Below are 17825 nucleotides of genomic sequence, written 5' to 3'. Positions count from 1 at the left end.
ACATTAAGCTGTGCTTGTCTCGCTCCTCACGAGGAACAGGAGGCGCGATTGAAGATAGTAGATTTTCTAATGCATGTCGCTCACCGCAGTCGGGAAAAATTGAATGACGATAGTTTCGGATGATTTCACTTTGCTCAGCCTCACGGAGATCGGAGACAGAATCAAAAGAGGGAGCATTTCCTCGCTGGCGATCACCGAGGCGCAGCTTCGGCGCATCGCGCGACTGGAACCGGACCTCCACGCCTATGCGCAGGTGATGGACGCAAGCGCGCTGGAACAGGCGAAGGTGGCGGATGAGGAAATCGCCGCTGGACGCCATCGCGGCCCGCTGCACGGCGTTCCGATCGCCGTCAAAGACCTGTGCTGGATCGAAGGCGTGCCAACCAGGGCTGGCACACTCGTCCATGGCAATTTTGTTCCGGACGAAGACGCCACTGTCGTCAGACGCCTCAGGCAAGCAGGCGCGATCATTATCGGCAAGACGCAAATGACCGAGGGAGCGTATTCGGACTACCATCCGGCAATAACCCCGTCTGTCAATCCATGGAACGCGGACTACTGGACCGGGATTTCCTCGAGCGGTTCAGCTGTCGCGGCGGCAGCGGGCCTTTGTTTCGGTGCGATCGCGTCCGACACCGGCGGCTCGATCCGCTGGCCGGCGGCCGCAAATGGTGTCACGGGCCTCAAACCGACATGGGGGCGCGTCAGCCGGCACGGCGTTTTCGATCTCGCTCCCTCCCTTGACCACATCGGTACGATTGCGCGAAACGCCATGGATGCGGGGATCATTCTTGCCGCCATCGCGGGAAGTGATCCGAAGGACCCGACGGCGGCAGCGCAACCGGTGCCGGATTTCGCTTCCGCTTCGCGAAGCGGGGTCGGCGGTCTGCGGATAGGCTTTGATCCACGTTGGAACAGCGAGGACGTGGAGACTCAGACACAGGCCGCACTCGCCGCTGCCTCGGACGTTTTTTCCGATCTTGGCGCGCACATGGTCGAGATCAGGTTCCCGGACGTGAGCCAGGCCGTTGCCGATTGGGTGCCGAACTGCGCCGTGGAGGCGGCAGCCGTTCACGCGCGAGACTTTGCTGCGAACAAAGACTTGTACGGGCCTATCCTTGCCGGCGTCATTGAAAAGGGCAAAGCCGTCTCGGAGGCGGAGTATCGGCAGATCCTTCTGCGACGCGCGATTTTCCGCCGTGACGTCGAAGCCTTGTTTGCATCCGTCGACCTGATTTTGACCCCGGTTCAGCCGTTCGCTCCCCTGACACTCGCTGCCATCGCGACACTTGGTGAGCAGCCGGATCTGATCGCTAGGCTGCAGCGCTATACCTGCCCCCTCGATATGAGCGGCCATCCGGCACTGACTTTCCCTGCAGGTGTCGCAAACGACGAGATGCCGATCGGCCTTCAATTGCTGGCTGGTCAGTTCCAGGAACTGACCCTTGTGCGCGCCGGAGCGGCATTCCAGGGGCATACGGCTTGGCACCAGAGACACCCGGGAAAAGGGTGACGGAGACGAACGATCATGAACGCTCACCGCCAGCGCCAAGGCATCTTCTACGGATGGGTCGTCGTCGCCGCGACGTTTACGCTGACATTCGTAGGTTTTGGTAGCGCCTATACCTTCAGCGCCTTCATCGAGGTATTGCAGCAGGATCTCGGGGCATCGCGTGGCTCCGTTTCGCTTGTTTTTTCTTTGGCAGGGTTTTTGTACTTCGCCCTGGGCGTGATTTCCGGTCCCCTTGCGGATCGGTTCGGAGCAAGATCGCTTTGCCTTGTCGGCATGGTGCTTGTCGGCTTCGGCCTTGCCTTGGCGGGCCAGGCGCGCACCATCGCCGAGGTCTATGCCGCCTATGGGCTCGGAATAGGTCTGGGCGTGGGATGTGCCTATGTGCCGGCCCTTGGGGCCGTTCAGCGCTGGTTCGTCGCGCGACGTGGCCTGGCATCGGGTCTTGCGGTCAGCGGTATCGGCTTGGGCACGCTTGTCATGCCGCCGCTGGCGACTTGGTTGATCGCCGCTTTGGGCTGGAGAGAGGCCTATCTGGTGCTCGGTGGAGCGGCCGCGGCCTTCGGCATAGGCGCCGCATTGCTGCTCGAAAACGATCCGGGGCGACGTGGTCTTCGGCCGGACGGAGTCTTCGTCGAACCGGGCGTCGTGAATTCGGCAGCAAAGGAGGGCGTTTCGGTCAAGGATGCGATACGGACTCGGCAATTTGTCGGCATGTATGTCGCATGCCTGTTGAGTGCAGTCGGCGTGTTCGTTCCCTTTGTTCATCTCGTCCCGTTTGCAGTCGATCACCAGATCGCTCCGACGGTCGCCGTTCTCCTCCTGAGCGCGATCGGTGTTGGGAGCACGGCGGGGCGCTTCTGCCTTGGGGGGCTTGCCGATCGTTTGGGTCGCGACACTTTCCTGGCGGCAATGTACGCGGGCATCGCCGTGTCGCTTGCGGTTTGGGCCTTTGCGACCGGGCTTTTGGCCCTTGTTGCCTTCGCTCTGTTGTTCGGATTGTTCTACGGTGGCTGGGTCGCGGTGCTGCCGGCCGTGGTTGCCGATCATTTCGGCCGCCGCAATGTGGGCGGGATCATCGGGCTTCTTTACACGAGCGTCGCAATCGGCACGCTGATCGGCCCGAGCCTCGCCGGCTTTATCTACGACGCCAGCCACAGTTACTTCCCGGCCATTGCGATCAGCGGAGGCGCCAACGCGGTGGCCGCGCTTGTGGCGATCGTGACCATCGGTCTCAAATCAAGAACGGCTGCGGAAGGGCTTTGAACTGGCGGTGCAGTTTTTTCGTCCGTTTCGCAATTGGATATCGCTGCCATGCGTTCGCATTGCTTGCGATAAATTACTAACGATACAACCAATGAGATATGGTCGAGGGTGAGGGAACGAATGCCGTTCCATCCCTTGCGCGTTTCGCTTGCCGTCACGCATGGCCCCAATCGAAGCCGGCCGAAGAATGGGCCTCGATACTTTGTGAGGGGGCGGTTGCGCAGGTGCCAGGAGCACGAGCCCAACACCCCCCTTTAGCGGGCGTAGTATTTCAGCCAGCCCGTCGGCCACGGACTTCGTCTCGGTGTCGGTCTCCGGCCGTCATCGCGAAGAATAGCGGCTACAGAATTCAGACGTGCGGCCAGGGCCTGCCGGGTGGGATTGCAAAGGACGAACGCAGTGAAGGATCTATCCCTAGAGCCAATCGCGACCGCCTCCGTTGAGAGGGAAGTCGACGCCACTCGTGGCGGTACCGATGCGATGCCCCTTCAGAGGATCGTTGCGGAACTTGGCTTGCCATCCGAGCCTGCGGCTGTCCTGATCGGCTCGGGGCAGAACTCGGTGGCCTACGAGCTTGACGGCAGGATCCTTCGATTGCCGCGTCATTGCGGCGCTGAACGCGACCTGGTGCGCGAAGCCGCGGCGCTTCGCGCGGTGCGGCCGCTTCTCCCGGTGCCGGTACCTGATCTTGAGGTGCGCCGCATCGACGGCCAATTCGTCTCGCTGCACGCCAAGATCTTGGGGGAATCGCTTTCGGACCTGACCGGCCTGAGGATAGGCGCACAGAGGGTTTTGGCCGCGGATCTTGCCGCCTTTCTAAAGGCTCTGCATTCGCTCCCCATCGACAGCGTGGAGGCCGAGCCTGCCGAGGCGTCTTCATCCGAGTGGAATGGCCTTTTGGCGCAATGCGAAGCAGTGGCCTTTCCTCTGCTTTCGCCTGATGTCGTTACCGGTCTGCGGAAGCGCTTTTCCGACTTTTTAGCGACCTGCGACGCGCTTCCGCAGTGCCTTATTCACGGGGATTTTGGGACCGGAAACATTCTCGTCGATCGCGGCAGACTTTCAGGCGTCATCGATTTCTCCGGCTGCGGCCCCGGCGACCCAGCTTACGATTTTGCGAGCCTCGCGGCAGGGCTTGGTGACCCGTTCGTCGACCTGGTGCTCGCGCACTTTTCCCCAGACACGGCGGCAAGGGATCGTATGGGTTTTTATCGAATGACCTTTCCGCTTCTCGACATTCTGTACGGCGTCGAAAACCGTGACCCGGAGACAGTCCGCGCGGGCGTGCACGCCTTTGCGGCGTAGTCCGCTCATCCTCTCACCGGGATTTGCTTCGGCCCACCTCATCCGAACGCGGTTCGATGTCCGCCATTGGGCGCGATGTGGACTTCGCGCCTCGGTTTACAGCATCGAAAAAAGCCGTTCGGCTCTCGTTTTTTTGCGCAATCGGGGAACAGCGGGCCAAGCCTATTCGTTGAGTGAGACGGGAGAATGTGTCGGAACGAGGAGGGGTTCGCGAAGCAATGTCGGGTGAGCCATCAAATCGCCCCGGTGCGTATATTTCGTTTCCCTACGACCGAACCATGCTGGGAGAGTTTCGACGGGCTTTTCCCCGGGCCATATGGAGCGATGATAGGCGCAATTGGTTTATTCCGGGCAAGACTGCCGACCGCCGGTTTACCAGATGGATGGACGGCCAATTGTCGGAACGAGATCCGTTCGGTGAATCAAAGGGCAGGGACGCTTACGACTTCGATCCCATCGGCAGTCCGTATCTGGAGGCAGGCGATGACCTTTGCCTGCGGACACCTTTCTCCCGCACCATCGTTGAGGAATTGCGACAGGTGCCGTGGGCGCGTTGGGATGACAATTCCAGGACGTGGCATGTTCCGTTCCGCTCCTACGAGGAATTGCGGAAACGGTGGCCTGTGATCGAAGCGGCCGCCCGCCGCAATGAACCGGATGCACGAAAGCAACGCCGACTTGCGTCGCGGGGGTCCGCCGAGGAATTGGAAGCGAGAAGTCGCAGCGTCGAACGGAGAAGACGGCGATATCCTGTTCCTGCGGTTTTTCCACCGCGGCTCGGGCGTGCCGTCTCCACTGAAACCTACGGCGTCATAATATTCATCGGGATTTCACAGGAGATTGTTCCTCGAACTTTCTCCTGCTCGTATCCATTCATGAACAATAGCCTGATGGAGTTTGTCTGGGCCTCCTGGCGGCCCACAACACTACCGGAATTGATCTCTGTATGGTCGGCACGCACCGGTCCCGATCATTGCAGCGGCTGGTGGCTTCCAGATCTGGAGGAATTGCGGGTTTCCAGGAAACAGGCCCGAACTCAAGAGCGCCGGCGCGCGGCATCCCGTTCTCATCGGGCGATTGCCGACGCGGGACGACCAAATGCACATTGATCGCTTTTGAAACAGGCAAAAGGTCATTCTCTGCTGACACGCCACACGACATTGCCGACATCGTCGGCAACCAGCAAACTACCAGTCTTATCGATTGCCACGCCGGCGGGGCGCCCCATGGCGCTGCCGCCTTTGCCGACGAACCCGGTGAGGACATCTTTTGGCCGGTACCGCTGGGCTTGCCATTCAAAAACGGGACGAAGATGACCTTGTAGCCGCTGGGTACGCTTCGGTTCCAGGAGCCATGCTGTCCAACGAATGCGCCGTTCGAATAGGTGGGGCCGAGCGACGAGCCCCTCGAGAACACCAGTCCCAATGATGCCGTGTGGGCGCCCAGCGCGTAGTCGGGCTTGATGGCCCTTGCGACGAGGTCAGGACGCTGCGGCCTGACGCGGGTGTCGACGTTCTGGCCGAAGTAGCTGTAGGGCCAGCCATAGAAGGCGCCATCGCGCACGGATGTCATGTAGTCCGGGACGAGATCGTCACCGAGTTCGTCGCGTTCGTTGACCGCGACCCACAGCTTTCCATTCTGAGGGTTCCAGGAGAGCCCGTTGGGATTGCGCAGGCCCGAGGCGAAGGGGCGCATGTGGCCGCTTGCCTTGTCGATCTCGAGCACGGCTGCACGGTGCCGTTCGACGGCCATGCCGTTTTCGGCAACATTGCTGTTGGAGCCGACCGTAACGTAGAGCTTGCGGCCGTCCGGGCTTGCGATCACATCCTTGGTCCAATGGTGATTGAGATCGCCGGCCGGTAGATCCGCGATCTTTTGCGGCGGCGCCGTGATCCGGGTCTGTCCGTTCGAATAGGGGAAGGCGACGAGAGCGTCGGTGTTGGCGACATAGAGCTTGCCCCGCGACAGCGTCATGCCGAAAGGCGAGTTGAGACCTTCGGCGAACGTGGTCCGCAGGTCGGCCACCCCGTCGCCATCGGTGTCGCGAAGCAGCGTGATCCTGTTTGCGCTTGGTGTGGCGGCGCCAGCGCGCTTCATGGCCGCGCTCATGAAGACCTTCTTCAGGCTGAAGCCCTCGTCGTGTTTGGCCGGAGCATTGCTTTCGGCCACCAGAACGTCACCGTTGGGAAGGACGCGCAGCCAGCGCGGATGGTCCAAATTCGTCGCAAAGGCGTTGACCTTCAATCCTTTGGCAGCGAGTGGATGTTCTCCGCCCCGCCACCCGGTCGCATCGGCGATGTTGACCGTCGGGATCACGGTTGGGCGTGGTTTTGGCAGAACCGGATCCGAACCGTATCCAACCTTGCCGGTGTTGCTCGCTGTCTGCCTGGCTGAGACGTTGGCGCAACCCGCCAGTAAAGCTGCGGTTAGGAGGATGACGACTGCCGCACACGGGAAACGGTTTTGCATTGGAAGGCCTCCGCAGGGATTGGCCCATCTCATCGTGACGCAACGGCGCCTCGCAACATTCCAACCACAAAACAGCAAGGGTTGCGACTTGTTCCCGGCGGTAGGAACGTTTGAAGAACTTTCCCCTGTCACAATGCCTGTAAGCGGCCTATAAGACACGAATGGTTCAGCGAGCTGGAAGTGCAGATCTCCCTCTTCATGGCGGCAGGGTTCCCCCGTGGCTCGGCGATCGCATGACGAAGCTCGGGACGATCATCGCCGAAGCCATCGTCATCGAATACGGCCGTGACGAGTTTCTGCGCCGTCTGGCCCATCCTTTCTGGTTCCAGTCCTTCGGCTGCGTCATGGGCATGGATTGGCACTCATCCGGCATCACCACCAGCGTCATCGGCGCTCTCAAGCGCGGTCTCGCTCCTCGTTCGCGGGATCTCGGGATAAGCGTCTGCGGCGGTCGCGGACGACATTCGCGGCAGACGCCAGACGAACTGATCGCCATCGGCAACCGCGTCGGCATCGATGGTGCCGGCCTTGCGGCCACCAGCCGGCTTGTTGCAAAGGTCGATAGTGCCGCGGTCCAGGACGGCTTCGACCTCTACCTGCACGGTTTCATCGTCGCTGACGATGGCAAATGGGTGGTGGTACAGCAAGGCATGAACGGCGATAAACGCCAGGCCCGGCGCTATCATTGGTTGTCGGAGGGCGTTTCCAGCTTCGTCGACTCTCCCCATGCCGCGATCGAGGGAAAAGGTCAGGGGGAAATCGTCAATCTCGCAGACAGACGGGCTGCCGCATCACGCCACGGGCAGCTTGAGCTTTTGGCATCGCTTGGGCCTGACCGAATTGTCCGGGAAGTCGTCGCTATGGATCCGAAGGTTAAACCGAAGGAGGCCGATCAGCCGTTGCTCCCACATCTCGTGATGCCGGCACATCACGACGTACGGGAGGAAAACGTCAACATGCGACGGCTGCATGCGACACTTTCTGCGGCTGCCGATCGCGGGCCGGAAGATTTCGAGCAGCTTTTGATGGTTCCGGGCGTCGGTGCCCGCACGGTCAACGCGCTCGCGATGGTGGCTGAAGTCGTTCATGGCGCGCCTTGCCGTTTCGCCGATCCGGCCCGGTTTTCGCTTGCGCACGGTGGCAAGGACCGCCATCCGTTTCCCGTGCCCCTCAAGGTGTACGACCACACGATCGCGGTCATGCGATCGGCCGTGACGAAAGCGCGGCTCGGACTTGGCGAGGAACTGGAGGCGCTGAAGCGTCTTGACGACCAGGCACGGCAGCTCGAAAGATACGCCACCGGCCCGGACCTCAAGGAAATTGTTGCCGGAGAGTTTCGCCACTCGCCCGAATGGGGCGGTCGCAGTGTGTTTGGATGGGAGGAGACTGGCGGATCGGCCGAGCAGAAGTCGCTGGAACCGACGCCGGCGAACGCTCACCGTCAGGCACGCTAGAAAATCGAGTGGCCGGCGCTGGTTCAGCGAGATGAGCTTCAGTCGAGGGGCGGGAGCGAGATATTCCTTGGGGAAGGATGCCTTAGCCGATCTTCTCTCCCACCTCCAATAGATAAGCGTCATAGCCGAACAACAAATCCTGGCTCAGGTCCTTGCCGTCGAACCGCGCTATAAAGTCGTCAAGGTCGGCCTGACGCGAGAAGCCCATCGCCATGGCAGACATGCTTTCGATGTCGCCCTCTTCGTCCTCGTAAGTCGCGCTCATCTCCAGGACACCCAACCGATCGAAGTTCGCTTGCATGTGGAATGAAAGCCAGACCAGGTATTCCAGCGGGTAGCCGGGATTCCTCCCGTATGTCACCACAAAGGGATAAGCTGAACGGAACCGGCTGGCCAGAACTTCGCCATCGGTGGCAAAGACGAGCAGATCGCTATCCTCATCGAGGTTGTGAAGTTCGATTGTCAAATCATGCTTGCGCAACGCAACGTAGCCGCCAAGTTGGTCCCACGGCAAGGAAGTCAAGATGATCTCGCGCCATCGTGTGATGGCGACATCGAGATCGGTGCGGACCAAGAACATGAAGAAACCCTACAGCGTCACGACACAATCAAGAGCTTTCAGCCTTGCATAGTGCACGCTATAGTCAATAGATATTAGCGGCGCCTAAATTCATGGTAACGAGGGAGTTATCGTGATTTGAGAGGCGGCGGCGAACATCAGCTTCGCCGGCTGGCGGATCTATCGCCAGTATCCCCGCCCGGTATCGACCGATGACCGTCCCACGACGTAGCCGATGGTAAAGGCGAGGGCGCCGATCAGCAATCCGAGAGTGGTCGCGGTGTGAGGATGATCTGCTGCGGCAGTCGCGACAGCGCTCGTCTCTCTCTTCACTGCTTCGGTGGCTGTCTGCGCAGCTTTGCGAACGCCAGCGAGAGGTTCTTCGGGTGTGCCGGTAAAGCCGGCTTTTAGATCGTCGTCTTTGGCCATCGCCTTCTTCTCCTATCGCGTATGCAGGAGAAACCGAGGACAGCGCCATCGGTTCCGAATCCTTGGAAAGATCTTTTTTAAAGCACCAATTTGCTAGCGACCTTGTGCCCAGAGTTCTTCGGCAAAGTCCTAGTGGGTCGACAAGATCCGGTTGTTCAACGCTCCTTGATACGTCTTCCTGGTCGCAATTTTGTTCTCCAGCGACTCGAGGATGTCCTCGCAGAAGTCGACGTCGTAGAGTTCACGAATGGTCTGGAGACCACCGGGCGTGAACACGTTTATCTCAAGCAGCTTGTCGCCGACGATGTCGAGGCCGACCAGGAACATGCCATCTTCGACAAGCTTCGGGCGCAAGGTCTCGGCGATCGCCAGCATTTCCTTTGTCACATGCGCCCGTTTTGGCGTCCCACGCGCGTGAATATTGGAGCGCACGTCTCCCTTCGCGGGAACGCGCCTGAACGCAGCGTAGACGTCGCCGCGCTGCAAAGGTCGCCCGTTCATGAGAAACAATCTGGTATCTCCTTCCGACGCCTTCGGAAGGTAACATTGCGCAATGAGATAGCCGACCTCACCCACCGCATCGATGATTTGATTGAGGTTGGATTCGGTGCTGCTTCCGACCCGAAAAACGTTCTTGCCGCCAGATCCCTGTAGCGGTTTGATGATTACGCCGTCTGAATGATCGTCGATAAACGCCCTGATCTCCTCGATGTCCTTGGAAATCAAAGTGGTCGGACGAACGATGGCCGGGAAATCCTGGAAGTAAAGCTTGTCTTGCGCCAAGGCCAGACCACATGGGTCGTTGACGACGATCGTGCCTCTTTCTGCGGCAAGCCGACCAAAATTTGCACCCGCATGCGCGGCCCAGGGGCGAGTATCGGCATCCAGCGACGGATCGTTCCGTAAGAACAGAACATCCACCTCTTCAACATTGACAAGGGCTCTTTGCTGTTCGGGCGCGATCAAAGCGCGTAGCAGTGTTTCGGACTTCTTGGGGCGTGCGTCGCCAAGATGTGCCGCCCGGATCATCAATGCGTCGTCGGGCCCAAGTATGAAATCACCCGGCGTGATGTAGAGGACCTCATGGCCACGAGCAAGCGCAGCAAGCGCCAAGGATGTTGTCGTATAGGATGGCCTTTCGGTTTCGATCGCGTTGACAAGGAAGGCGATGCGCATGGGAGCTCCTGGCTTAAGACAAGGGTGCAACCGGCCACACCCGGTACAATGGCCCCGAAGGCGACTTTAGGGGCCCGAAGCGTGTGGGGCTCGCGTTGGACCCAACCTGAAGACGACATGAAGGATCCGTTGCATTAACGCTCCTCGCTGCTACTGGTTCCTGTCAGTCTTGATTGTCTCCGCAGATGCGCCCTAACCCGATGGCCAGGGTTCCAGCTAGGTGATGTCTCTAATGTTCGGACCGGAGGGTCTGGCAAGTCTCGGACGAGGATTAAGTGCGGGCTCAGCGTCAATCTCCTGGCTATGTCCGCATGGCACACAGCCGCACTGGGGTGCCTGCACGCGGACACGACCGACAGGCAGAGGGCGCTCAAGCTCCCTCTGCCTCTTAAATGGTTCAGCGCTTGTGATGGACGCTTTGCAGACCGTAAACCGGCGTCTGAATACCCTCCAATCGTGCCTTCAGTTGCAGTGACAGGTACTGCGAATAATGGCGCGATTGGTGCAAGTTACCACCATGGAACCACAGGGCATCCTGTTGCGTGGGCTTCCACATGTTGCGCTGCTCGCCCTCCCAGGGGCCGGGGTCCTTCGGCGTATCGGAGCCAAGTCCCCAGACCTTGCCGACCCTGTCGGCTGTCTCCTGGTCGATGAGATCGGCGACCCAGCCATTCATCGAGCCGTAGCCCGTCGCATAGACGATGACGTCGGCCGGGATCTCCTTGCCGTCAGCCAGTTTTATCGAGGTTTCGGTGATCTCTTCCACCTGTCCTGCGGCAAGCTTCACCTTGCCGTCGATGATCAGCTGCGACGCGCCGATATCGATGTAGTATCCGGACCCGCGGCGCAGGTACTTCATGAAGAGACCTGAGCCATCCGCGCCCCAATCGAGTTGGAAGCCCGCCTTTTCCAGCGCCGCGTAGAAATCGGCGTCGCGCTCGCGCATCTTGTCGTAAAGCGGGATCTGGAACTCGTGCATGATCCGGTAGGGAAGCGACGCGAAGATGAGATCCGCCTTGCCCGTCGTTACGCCGTTGGCCAGCGCCTGTTCCGAATAAAGCCCACCGAGGCCGATATCCATCAGCGTGTCGGACTTGACGATATGGGTCGTCGAGCGCTGGATCATCGTGACGTCGACGCCTGAATTAGCCCCCGAAAGGCCCGGACATGCTCCCCCACTTAGCTAAGTGGGTAGGAGTAATGTTGGTAATATGACTAGCAGCAATTTTAAGATGGAAGTTCTCTCCGGGCCGGAGCGTCGGCGGCGCTGGAGCACGGCAGAGAAGCTGGCGATCATCCATGAGACCTATGAGGCGGACGCGACGGTGAGCATCGTCGCACGTCGGCACGGCATCCAGCCGAACCAGTTGTTCGCCTGGCGCAAGCTGGCGTCCCAAGGGGCACTGACGGCGAAGGCCGCCGAAGAGGAGGTCGTTCCGGCTTCCGAATACCGGGCGCTTCAGGCCCAGGTGAAGGAGTTGCAACGCCTGTTGGGCAAGAAGACTATGGAGAGCGAAATCCTGAAGGAAGCCCTCGAAATCGCCGGTGGCCCAAAAAAACATCTGTTGCGCTCGCTCTCTCTTCCGAGGGGGATTTTGGAATGAAGACCGTCTGCGAAACTCTAGGTGTCGCCCGCTCGAATATCGCTGCGCGTGCCGCAGGTTCCCCTTCCAGAGCCAGAGGACGCCCGCCTCTACCTGATCGCGAGCTGGTGGAGGACATCAAGGCCGTCATCGCCGATACGCCCACCTACGGCTATCGGCGTGTCCATGCCATCCTGCGTCGGAATGCCCGGAAACTGGGGCGTTCGTGGCCCAATGCCAAGCGGGTCTACCGGGTGATGAAGCTGCACAATCTGCTGCTGGTGCGTCATACCGGAGCGGTCGATGATCGCCTTCACGACGGCAGGGTCGCCGTCGAGCGTTCGAACATCAGATGGTGCTCCGACGGCTTCGAGATCGGCTGCGACAACAAGGAGAAGGTCCGTGTCGCCTTCGCCCTCGACTGCTGCGACCGTGAAGCAATCGCCCATGTCGCCACCACCGAAGGTATCAAGAGCGAAGACGTGCAGGACCTCGTGATCACCGCTGTCGAGAACCGCTTCGTACCGCATCAACATGCTGTCCGAACCCATCGAATGGCTCACCGACAACGGCTCTTGCTTCATCGCCAGGGACACCGCATCCTTGCTGCGCGAGATCGGCATGGAACCGTGCACGACACCGGTGCGAAGCCCACAGTCGAACGGCATGGCCGAGGCGTTCGTCAAAACCTTCAAGCGCGATTACGTCTCGGTGAATCCAACCCCCGACGCCGAAACCGTCATGGCGCAACTGCCGTTCTGGTTCGAGCACTACAACAATCTTCACCCGCACAGTGCTTTAGGATATCAATCGCCGCGCGAGTTCATCAGCTCGCAATCTCAAACCTGAGCATGTCCGGTCTTTTGGGGGCAACTCCATCGTGACGTCGACGCCCGCCTCGTACAGCGCGGCACAGATGTCGTGGGCCGAATTGTTGGAACCGATCACAACGACCTTCTTGCCCTTGTAGCCATCCGGCCCCGGGTGCTGCGAGGAATGATGCTGGTCACCAACAAAGCGCTCACGGCCGTTGAAATTCGGAATGTTGGCCTTGCCAGACATGCCGGTCGCAAAGACGAGCTGCTTTGGCCGCAACACCACTTCCTCACCGTCGCGGTCAACGACGATGGTCCATTCCTTCGCGGCTTCGTCCCATTTTGCCGATTTGGCGGTGGAGCGTGTCCAGTAGTTCAGCTCCATCACCTTGGTATAGAATTCCAGCCAGTCGCCAATCTTGTCCTTCGGTGCGAAGACCGGCCAGTTCTTCGGGAAATCGATGTAGGGCAGGTGGTCGTACCAGACGGGGTCATGCAGGCAGAGCGACTTGTAGCGCTTGCGCCAGCTGTCGCCTGGCCGGTCGTTCTTTTCGAGGATGATGGTGGGCACGCCAAGTTGGCGAAGCCGGGCCCCGAGCGCAATGCCGCCCTGTCCGCCGCCGATGATCACGACATAGGGTTGCGTCTCATAGCCGAGCGTGCGCTCCTCGTGCTCGCGCTCCTCCTTCCAGGTTTTCGCGCCGACATTCTGGCCGTGCTTGGCGCCAAGCGGCCGGGTAAAGCCGGATTTCTCCTCGTGGCCCTTGAGTTCGGCCAGTGCCGTCAGCAGCGTCCAGATCAGGCCGTTCTTGATGCGCACGAGGCCGTAGCCGCGTCCCGTCGCAGTCTCGAACGAGATCCAGCTTTCAAGCACGCCATCCGCCTCGGTTGCTTCTTCGCCGGCGGCGACGCGCCAGTTGGAGGGTTTTGCCGAGGCAAGCTGTGCCTGAAGCATGTCGCGCACCTCGTCCCGGCCTTCGACAGTCTTGAGGTTCCAGGTGAAGGCGACGAGGTCGCGCCAGTAGCATTCCTCTGCAAAGAGGTTGACCGCATCGTCGATACGGCCGGTTTCGAGTGCAGCGCCAAGGGCATCAAGCTGTGCCTGAACGCGGGTGGTGGGGGTCTTCTCGAGCATCCTTTATCCTCCTGCTCTGTGATGACAAACGGAACGGCTCCTCAACCGTCCCGCAATGGGGACCGGCCTAACGCTTGAGGTCGATCAGTATTTTCAGGTGCGTACCGGCGGGATCGAGCAACTGGTCGAAGCCTGCCGAAACAGCTTCGCTCAGTGAGACATGTTTGGTGACGATGCGGCGAGCCGGTATTTGGCCGCTCGCGATCAGGCGCGCCACGCGCGGCCAGTAGTGGGTCGGATAGGCCCAGGAACCGCGGATATCGATGTCCTTGAAGGTCACGTCGAACCAGTTCAGCGGGTTCTCGCCTGGATGAAGGCCGGTCTGCACGACGACGCCCTGCTTGCGCACCGCGCTCGCGCAGTTCTTGAGCGCATGTTCGTTGCCGACGCATTCGATGGCGACATCGCAGCCAACGCCGCCCTCGGTTTCGGCCTGGACAACATCGCTGACCTTTTCGATCTTGGGATTGATGGTGCGGACCTCGCGGAGTGCTTCCTTCGCCAGTGAAAGCCGCGTCTCGTTGAGATCGGAGAGAAAAATCTTCGACGCGCCGGCCGCCCGCGCTGCCATGGCAACGAGAATGCCGATCGGTCCTGCGCCCGTGACCAGCACGCTGTTGCCGGCGGTGACGCTGCCGCGATCGCACGCATATACGGCGACTGCGGTCGGCTCTATCAGCGCGGCTTCTTCGTCGGATAGCGCATCGGGAATGGGCTGGACATTGTAGTCGTTGAGCAGCGCCGCTTCCGCCATTCCGCCGGAGTGCCAGGATAGGCCGGCCAGTGCCAGGTTGGCGCTCAGGTGAAACAGACCACGGTCGGCATAATAGTCTCCGCGGCGCGGCATGATCAGCGGCTGGACGGAGACCCTGTCGCCCGGCTTCACATGGCTAACCCCTTCGCCGATCGCCTTCACGACGCCGCCGAATTCATGGCCGAGGATCTGCGGTCCATGAGCACCCGTGAAGGGATGCGGTTCCTTCGGGATGAAGATCGGGCCATAGGCGTATTCGTGCAGATCGGTCCCGCAGATGCCGCAGAAACGATTTTCCACCAGTACCTCACCGGGGCCAGGGGCAGGCGGAGCGTCGACATCGTCAATGCGTAGGTCCTTGGCGGCGTGAAAGCGCAGAGCTTTCATTGTGTTTCCTCCTGTTTGTTCTTGCACAGGAGAGGCAGCAAGCAGCATGCCAGATCGCAACTGCGTCTATTTTGTTTGTGATATCAAAGGCTTGAAACGTGACGGGAGCGAAAGTCACCGAAAATGCAACAGTCCGGGTGCAACAGGTGTTGCAGGCGTTGCGTCAGTTGAGCCGCTTCAGACGGCGGTGGATCGTGGAACGGTTGACGCCGAGCTTTCTCGCAAGCGCCGAAACGTTGTCGCCGCAGTCCCTGAGTGCCTGGCGTAACGCATCATCCTCGCCGGGCAACGAGTGGATGGCTTCGGAGAAGAGATGTTCCGGCAGGCACTCGCTATCGATGAGACCATTTTCGGAAAGGGCCGCGGCCACGCGCAGAACATTGGAAAGCTCACGCAGATTTCCGGGCCATTCATGCGCGAGCAAGGCCGCCCGAGCCGTCTTGTCGATGCGGTAGGACTCGTGGTTCTCCTTCTCGACACGAGCGCGTAATTGATCGATCAGCCAGCTAAGATCCTGACGCTCTCGCAAGGCGGGGAGCGAGAGCGTTGCGGCGTTCAGGCGGTAATAGAGGTCTTCCCGGAAACGGCCCTGCTTAACCAGTTCCGCCAGATCGCGGTGGGAGGCGGAGACGACGCGCAGGCGGATTGGCCGGGCCTTCAGCGCCCCAATCGGCTGAATCTCATTTTCCGAGAGCACGCGCAACAGCCGGCTTTGCAGCGTGAACGGCATGTCGCCGATCTCGTCGAGGAACAGGGTGCCACCGTCCGCATCCTCGATCAGGCCGCGCTTACCTTTCTGGCTGGCGCCCGTGAATGCACCGGGTGCGTAGCCGAACAGTTCGGATTCGATGAGATGTTCGGGAATGGCTGCGCAATTTACGGCGACGAAATTGCCATTGTCGCCGCAGCTGTCATGGATCGCGCGAGCAAGATACTCCTTGCCGCTGCCCGTCTCCCCTTGAATGAGAATTGGGATGCGGCGTGTGGCCAATTTTGCCGCGCGGGTCTGCACCCGTTCCATTGTCGCGTCGCCCTGGCTGAGATCGCGCAGGGCCCGGGGGAGGCGCGCTTCGGGCGCGGCGGGCGTGCGCAGGCTGACGACGGGCGCGATGGCGCTGGCGAATAGGACTAGGCCGCTCTTGGCTCTCAGCAAGCGTTCGCCGTTCGGACGACCGCGCATGAAGTTGGGCAAATCGTCCACGTCGATATCGAACACCTCCGAGAGCGGAAGGCCGAGGAAATTGCGTGTCTGGAGGCCGCGGATGTTCATCGAGCGGGCGAGTGCGCCGAAGCCACCATGGGTCATGCCGGTGATGCGGCCGCTGCCGTCGAGGGCGATGGCGGCGTCCGGGTCGACATCCAGGAATTCCGGGGAGCGGGCAAGCCGCAGGACCCAGTCGTTGCGGGTGCGGGTCATGAGGTTGGCAAGCTCGATCCGCCGCGCAGTGGCGGATACCAGATGCAGCGCCAGCTGCTGGCTTGCCTTGGCAGTGGGCGACCGGAGCTGGGAGATGTCGAGCACGGCGGTCAGGTCGCCAAGCGTGTCGAAGACCGGCGCCGCCGTACAGGTCAGACCGATATGGCTCGCGTCGAAATGATCGTCCTGATGGATGATGACCGGCTGGCCGGAGACGATGCACGCCCCGACGGCACAGGTGCCCGCCCGGCTCTCAGACCACTCCGAGCCGAGATAGAGGCCCGCCTTACGCAGCTGATTGTCGAAGGTCGGATCCCCCATGAAATCGACGGTGACGCCGCGGGCATCGGACAGCAACAGGACATAGTTCTGTTCGGCGACTTGGTTGAACAGCCCTTCAAGCCCGGAACGCCCGATGCGGATCAGTTCTTCCGCCTGTTCGCGATGCTCGCGCAGCTTCGATCCCGGAACGATATAGGCTTCCTGCGCGATCGTCGGATCCAGCTTGTAATCATTGAGGCAGCGAAGCCAGGATTGGACGACGGGCTCGTCGCGTGGGCTCGCGGCCCCGGAGGCGACTCGTTCTATCTCACGAATATGCGACAGCGACGTCGACATCGAGCGCCCTCCTGACGGGAAAGCTGACACACTCTCATCGACAACGTCAAGCCAACGGTGGACGGTGACGTGCGTCAGCCAAGCGCTTGCCGACGAGGCCTATCGAGGTCTGGGCTGCACGTCGTTGAGATCGGCAGCGTTCTGGCATTAACACCCCATTGCCTGAGTGCTTCCCATCCCATGCGCGATAGCCCTAGGATATGGGGTTCGCTGCCCCTTCCTCCGTCTGGAGGTAGCTGATCACGGCGTCGGCGATCATTCGGCGATGGCGGCCGATCGTGGCCGATTCGGAAAGATCCCTGCGAAAGATAGTTCCGAATGTATATCGGTTCGAAACCCGGAAGAAGCAGAAGGCACTGATCAGCATATGCACATCTATCGGGTCGGCCTTTCGCTTGAATGCACCCTCAGCGATACCGCGTTCCAGAATGCCCGCGATCGTTTCGATGACCGAGACATTCAGATCACGGATCGCTTCCGACCGCAGCATATGCGCTGCGTGGTGGATGTTTTCGATGCTGACCAATCGCACAAAGTCGGGATTGGCCTCGTCGTGGTCGAATGTGCTGGAAATTAGCGTACGCAACGCCTCTTCCGGGGCAAGGCTTGAAAGCTTCAGGTCCTCCTCGAGCGTGCGGATCTTGCGATAGGCGCGCTCAAGCACGGACAGGTAAAGTCCCTCCTTGCCCCCGAAATAGTAATAGATCATGCGCTTGGAGGTTCGGGTCCGTTCTGCGATCGCGTCAACGCGTCCGCCCGCAAGGCCGTGTGTGGAGAACTCTTCCGTGGCGACGACAAGGATGTCTTCCTTGGTGCGTTCCGGATCGTTCTTCCGACTTGCCTCAACCCGCCCCGCCATTCTTTTTGATCACTCCCCCGGCACTCGCCGAAATTTTCCAATGAAACCAAATCGAAACGGGCGAGCGCAGAGGCTCGCCACACCGCCTC

Annotated in this window: 11 protein-coding genes and 4 pseudogenes; 6 read left to right on the top strand and 9 right to left on the bottom strand. The window is 60.5% G+C overall.

Translation table 11 applies throughout. The features are described from left to right. The first annotated feature begins 103 nt into the window (after nucleotides 1–103). The 4 genes from OVA00_RS37675 to OVA00_RS37660 all read left to right on the top strand — a co-directional run bounded on the left by OVA00_RS37675 (nucleotide 104) and on the right by OVA00_RS37660 (nucleotide 5190). Nucleotides 104–1513 (top strand): amidase, encoded by a 1410-nt coding sequence (locus tag OVA00_RS37675; protein ID WP_268090945.1) that lies wholly within the window; start codon nucleotides 104–106, stop codon nucleotides 1511–1513. Between the two features lie 15 nt (nucleotides 1514–1528). Next, a complete protein-coding gene (locus OVA00_RS37670; RefSeq protein ID WP_034796329.1) occupies nucleotides 1529–2776 on the top strand; it encodes an MFS transporter in 1248 nt (415 codons plus the stop codon). Nucleotides 2777–3256: 480 nt separating this feature from the next. Then, nucleotides 3257–4081 carry a phosphotransferase family protein gene (locus tag OVA00_RS37665; RefSeq protein ID WP_268090944.1) on the top strand — a complete coding sequence of 275 codons (825 nt, stop codon included), beginning with the start codon at nucleotides 3257–3259 and terminating at the stop codon, nucleotides 4079–4081. 383 nt (nucleotides 4082–4464) lie between these two features. Further along, the gene (locus tag OVA00_RS37660) at nucleotides 4465–5190 is read left to right on the top strand and encodes a hypothetical protein (RefSeq protein WP_326494164.1); all 726 of its coding nucleotides are present in this window, start codon (nucleotides 4465–4467) and stop codon (nucleotides 5188–5190) included. 23 nt (nucleotides 5191–5213) lie between these two features. On the opposite strand, the pseudogene OVA00_RS37655 reads toward OVA00_RS37660, so the two are convergent. Next, a pseudogene (locus tag OVA00_RS37655) lies at nucleotides 5214–6550 on the bottom strand (PQQ-dependent sugar dehydrogenase). A 161-nt stretch (nucleotides 6551–6711) separates the two neighbouring features. Here OVA00_RS37655 and OVA00_RS37650 point away from each other — a divergent pair. Next, nucleotides 6712–8004 carry a DUF763 domain-containing protein gene (locus tag OVA00_RS37650; RefSeq protein ID WP_268090941.1) on the top strand — a complete coding sequence of 431 codons (1293 nt, stop codon included), beginning with the start codon at nucleotides 6712–6714 and terminating at the stop codon, nucleotides 8002–8004. Between the two features lie 82 nt (nucleotides 8005–8086). Here OVA00_RS37650 and OVA00_RS37645 read toward each other — a convergent pair whose 3' ends face one another. The 4 genes and pseudogenes from OVA00_RS37645 to OVA00_RS37630 all read right to left on the bottom strand — a co-directional run. Beyond that, nucleotides 8087–8584: a hypothetical protein gene (locus OVA00_RS37645; protein WP_034796517.1), complete on the bottom strand. Its 498-nt coding sequence runs from the start codon at nucleotides 8582–8584 to the stop codon at nucleotides 8087–8089. Between the two features lie 159 nt (nucleotides 8585–8743). After that, nucleotides 8744–8992: a hypothetical protein gene (locus OVA00_RS37640; protein ID WP_034796515.1), complete on the bottom strand. Its 249-nt coding sequence runs from the start codon at nucleotides 8990–8992 to the stop codon at nucleotides 8744–8746. A gap of 129 nt (nucleotides 8993–9121) precedes the next feature. Beyond that, complete coding sequence (locus tag OVA00_RS37635; RefSeq protein ID WP_029742886.1) at nucleotides 9122–10168, bottom strand: glutathione synthetase; 1047 nt, start codon at nucleotides 10166–10168, stop codon at nucleotides 9122–9124. 397 nt (nucleotides 10169–10565) lie between these two features. Beyond that, nucleotides 10566–11309: pseudogene (locus OVA00_RS37630) on the bottom strand (NAD(P)/FAD-dependent oxidoreductase); the annotation flags it as partial. Nucleotides 11310–11379: 70 nt separating this feature from the next. Between OVA00_RS37630 and OVA00_RS37625 the strand changes: the two are divergent. Continuing rightward, nucleotides 11380–12600, top strand: a pseudogene (locus OVA00_RS37625) (IS3 family transposase). Nucleotides 12601–12627: 27 nt separating this feature from the next. Here the strand turns inward: OVA00_RS37625 and OVA00_RS37620 are convergent. From OVA00_RS37620 to OVA00_RS37605, 4 genes and pseudogenes are all read right to left on the bottom strand, one after another. Beyond that, nucleotides 12628–13701, bottom strand: a pseudogene (locus tag OVA00_RS37620) (NAD(P)-binding domain-containing protein); the annotation flags it as partial. Nucleotides 13702–13768: 67 nt separating this feature from the next. Next, nucleotides 13769–14842, bottom strand: coding sequence for a 2,3-butanediol dehydrogenase (locus OVA00_RS37615; protein ID WP_029742884.1), 1074 nt, complete (start codon nucleotides 14840–14842; stop codon nucleotides 13769–13771). Nucleotides 14843–15005: 163 nt separating this feature from the next. Then, a complete protein-coding gene (locus tag OVA00_RS37610; RefSeq protein ID WP_060530147.1) occupies nucleotides 15006–16877 on the bottom strand; it encodes a sigma-54-dependent Fis family transcriptional regulator in 1872 nt (623 codons plus the stop codon). Between the two features lie 193 nt (nucleotides 16878–17070). Continuing rightward, nucleotides 17071–17736, bottom strand: coding sequence for a TetR/AcrR family transcriptional regulator (locus tag OVA00_RS37605; protein WP_029742882.1), 666 nt, complete (start codon nucleotides 17734–17736; stop codon nucleotides 17071–17073). Nucleotides 17737–17825 lie beyond the last annotated feature (89 nt).

Source organism: Ensifer sp. SL37 (genome assembly GCF_026672675.1).
In the GTDB taxonomy this organism is placed as follows: domain Bacteria; phylum Pseudomonadota; class Alphaproteobacteria; order Rhizobiales; family Rhizobiaceae; genus Ensifer; species Ensifer adhaerens.
Note: the sequence above shows the minus strand (reverse complement) of the source record. Positions and strands in the feature narration are given on the sequence as shown.

What these genes read in the sequence shown, in the direction of transcription:
- OVA00_RS37610 (WP_060530147.1), bottom strand. Translation starts at nt 16,877, where the DNA reads ATGTCGACGTCGCTGTCGCATATTCGTGAGATAGAACGAGTCGCCTCC.
- OVA00_RS37660 (WP_326494164.1), top strand. Translation starts at nt 4,465, where the DNA reads ATGGACGGCCAATTGTCGGAACGAGATCCGTTCGGTGAATCAAAGGGC.
- OVA00_RS37615 (WP_029742884.1), bottom strand. Translation starts at nt 14,842, where the DNA reads ATGAAAGCTCTGCGCTTTCACGCCGCCAAGGACCTACGCATTGACGAT.
- OVA00_RS37670 (WP_034796329.1), top strand. Translation starts at nt 1,529, where the DNA reads ATGAACGCTCACCGCCAGCGCCAAGGCATCTTCTACGGATGGGTCGTC.
- OVA00_RS37635 (WP_029742886.1), bottom strand. Translation starts at nt 10,168, where the DNA reads ATGCGCATCGCCTTCCTTGTCAACGCGATCGAAACCGAAAGGCCATCC.
- OVA00_RS37675 (WP_268090945.1), top strand. Translation starts at nt 104, where the DNA reads ATGACGATAGTTTCGGATGATTTCACTTTGCTCAGCCTCACGGAGATC.
- OVA00_RS37665 (WP_268090944.1), top strand. Translation starts at nt 3,257, where the DNA reads ATGCCCCTTCAGAGGATCGTTGCGGAACTTGGCTTGCCATCCGAGCCT.
- OVA00_RS37640 (WP_034796515.1), bottom strand. Translation starts at nt 8,992, where the DNA reads ATGGCCAAAGACGACGATCTAAAAGCCGGCTTTACCGGCACACCCGAA.
- OVA00_RS37645 (WP_034796517.1), bottom strand. Translation starts at nt 8,584, where the DNA reads ATGTTCTTGGTCCGCACCGATCTCGATGTCGCCATCACACGATGGCGC.
- OVA00_RS37605 (WP_029742882.1), bottom strand. Translation starts at nt 17,736, where the DNA reads ATGGCGGGGCGGGTTGAGGCAAGTCGGAAGAACGATCCGGAACGCACC.
- OVA00_RS37650 (WP_268090941.1), top strand. Translation starts at nt 6,712, where the DNA reads ATGGTTCAGCGAGCTGGAAGTGCAGATCTCCCTCTTCATGGCGGCAGG.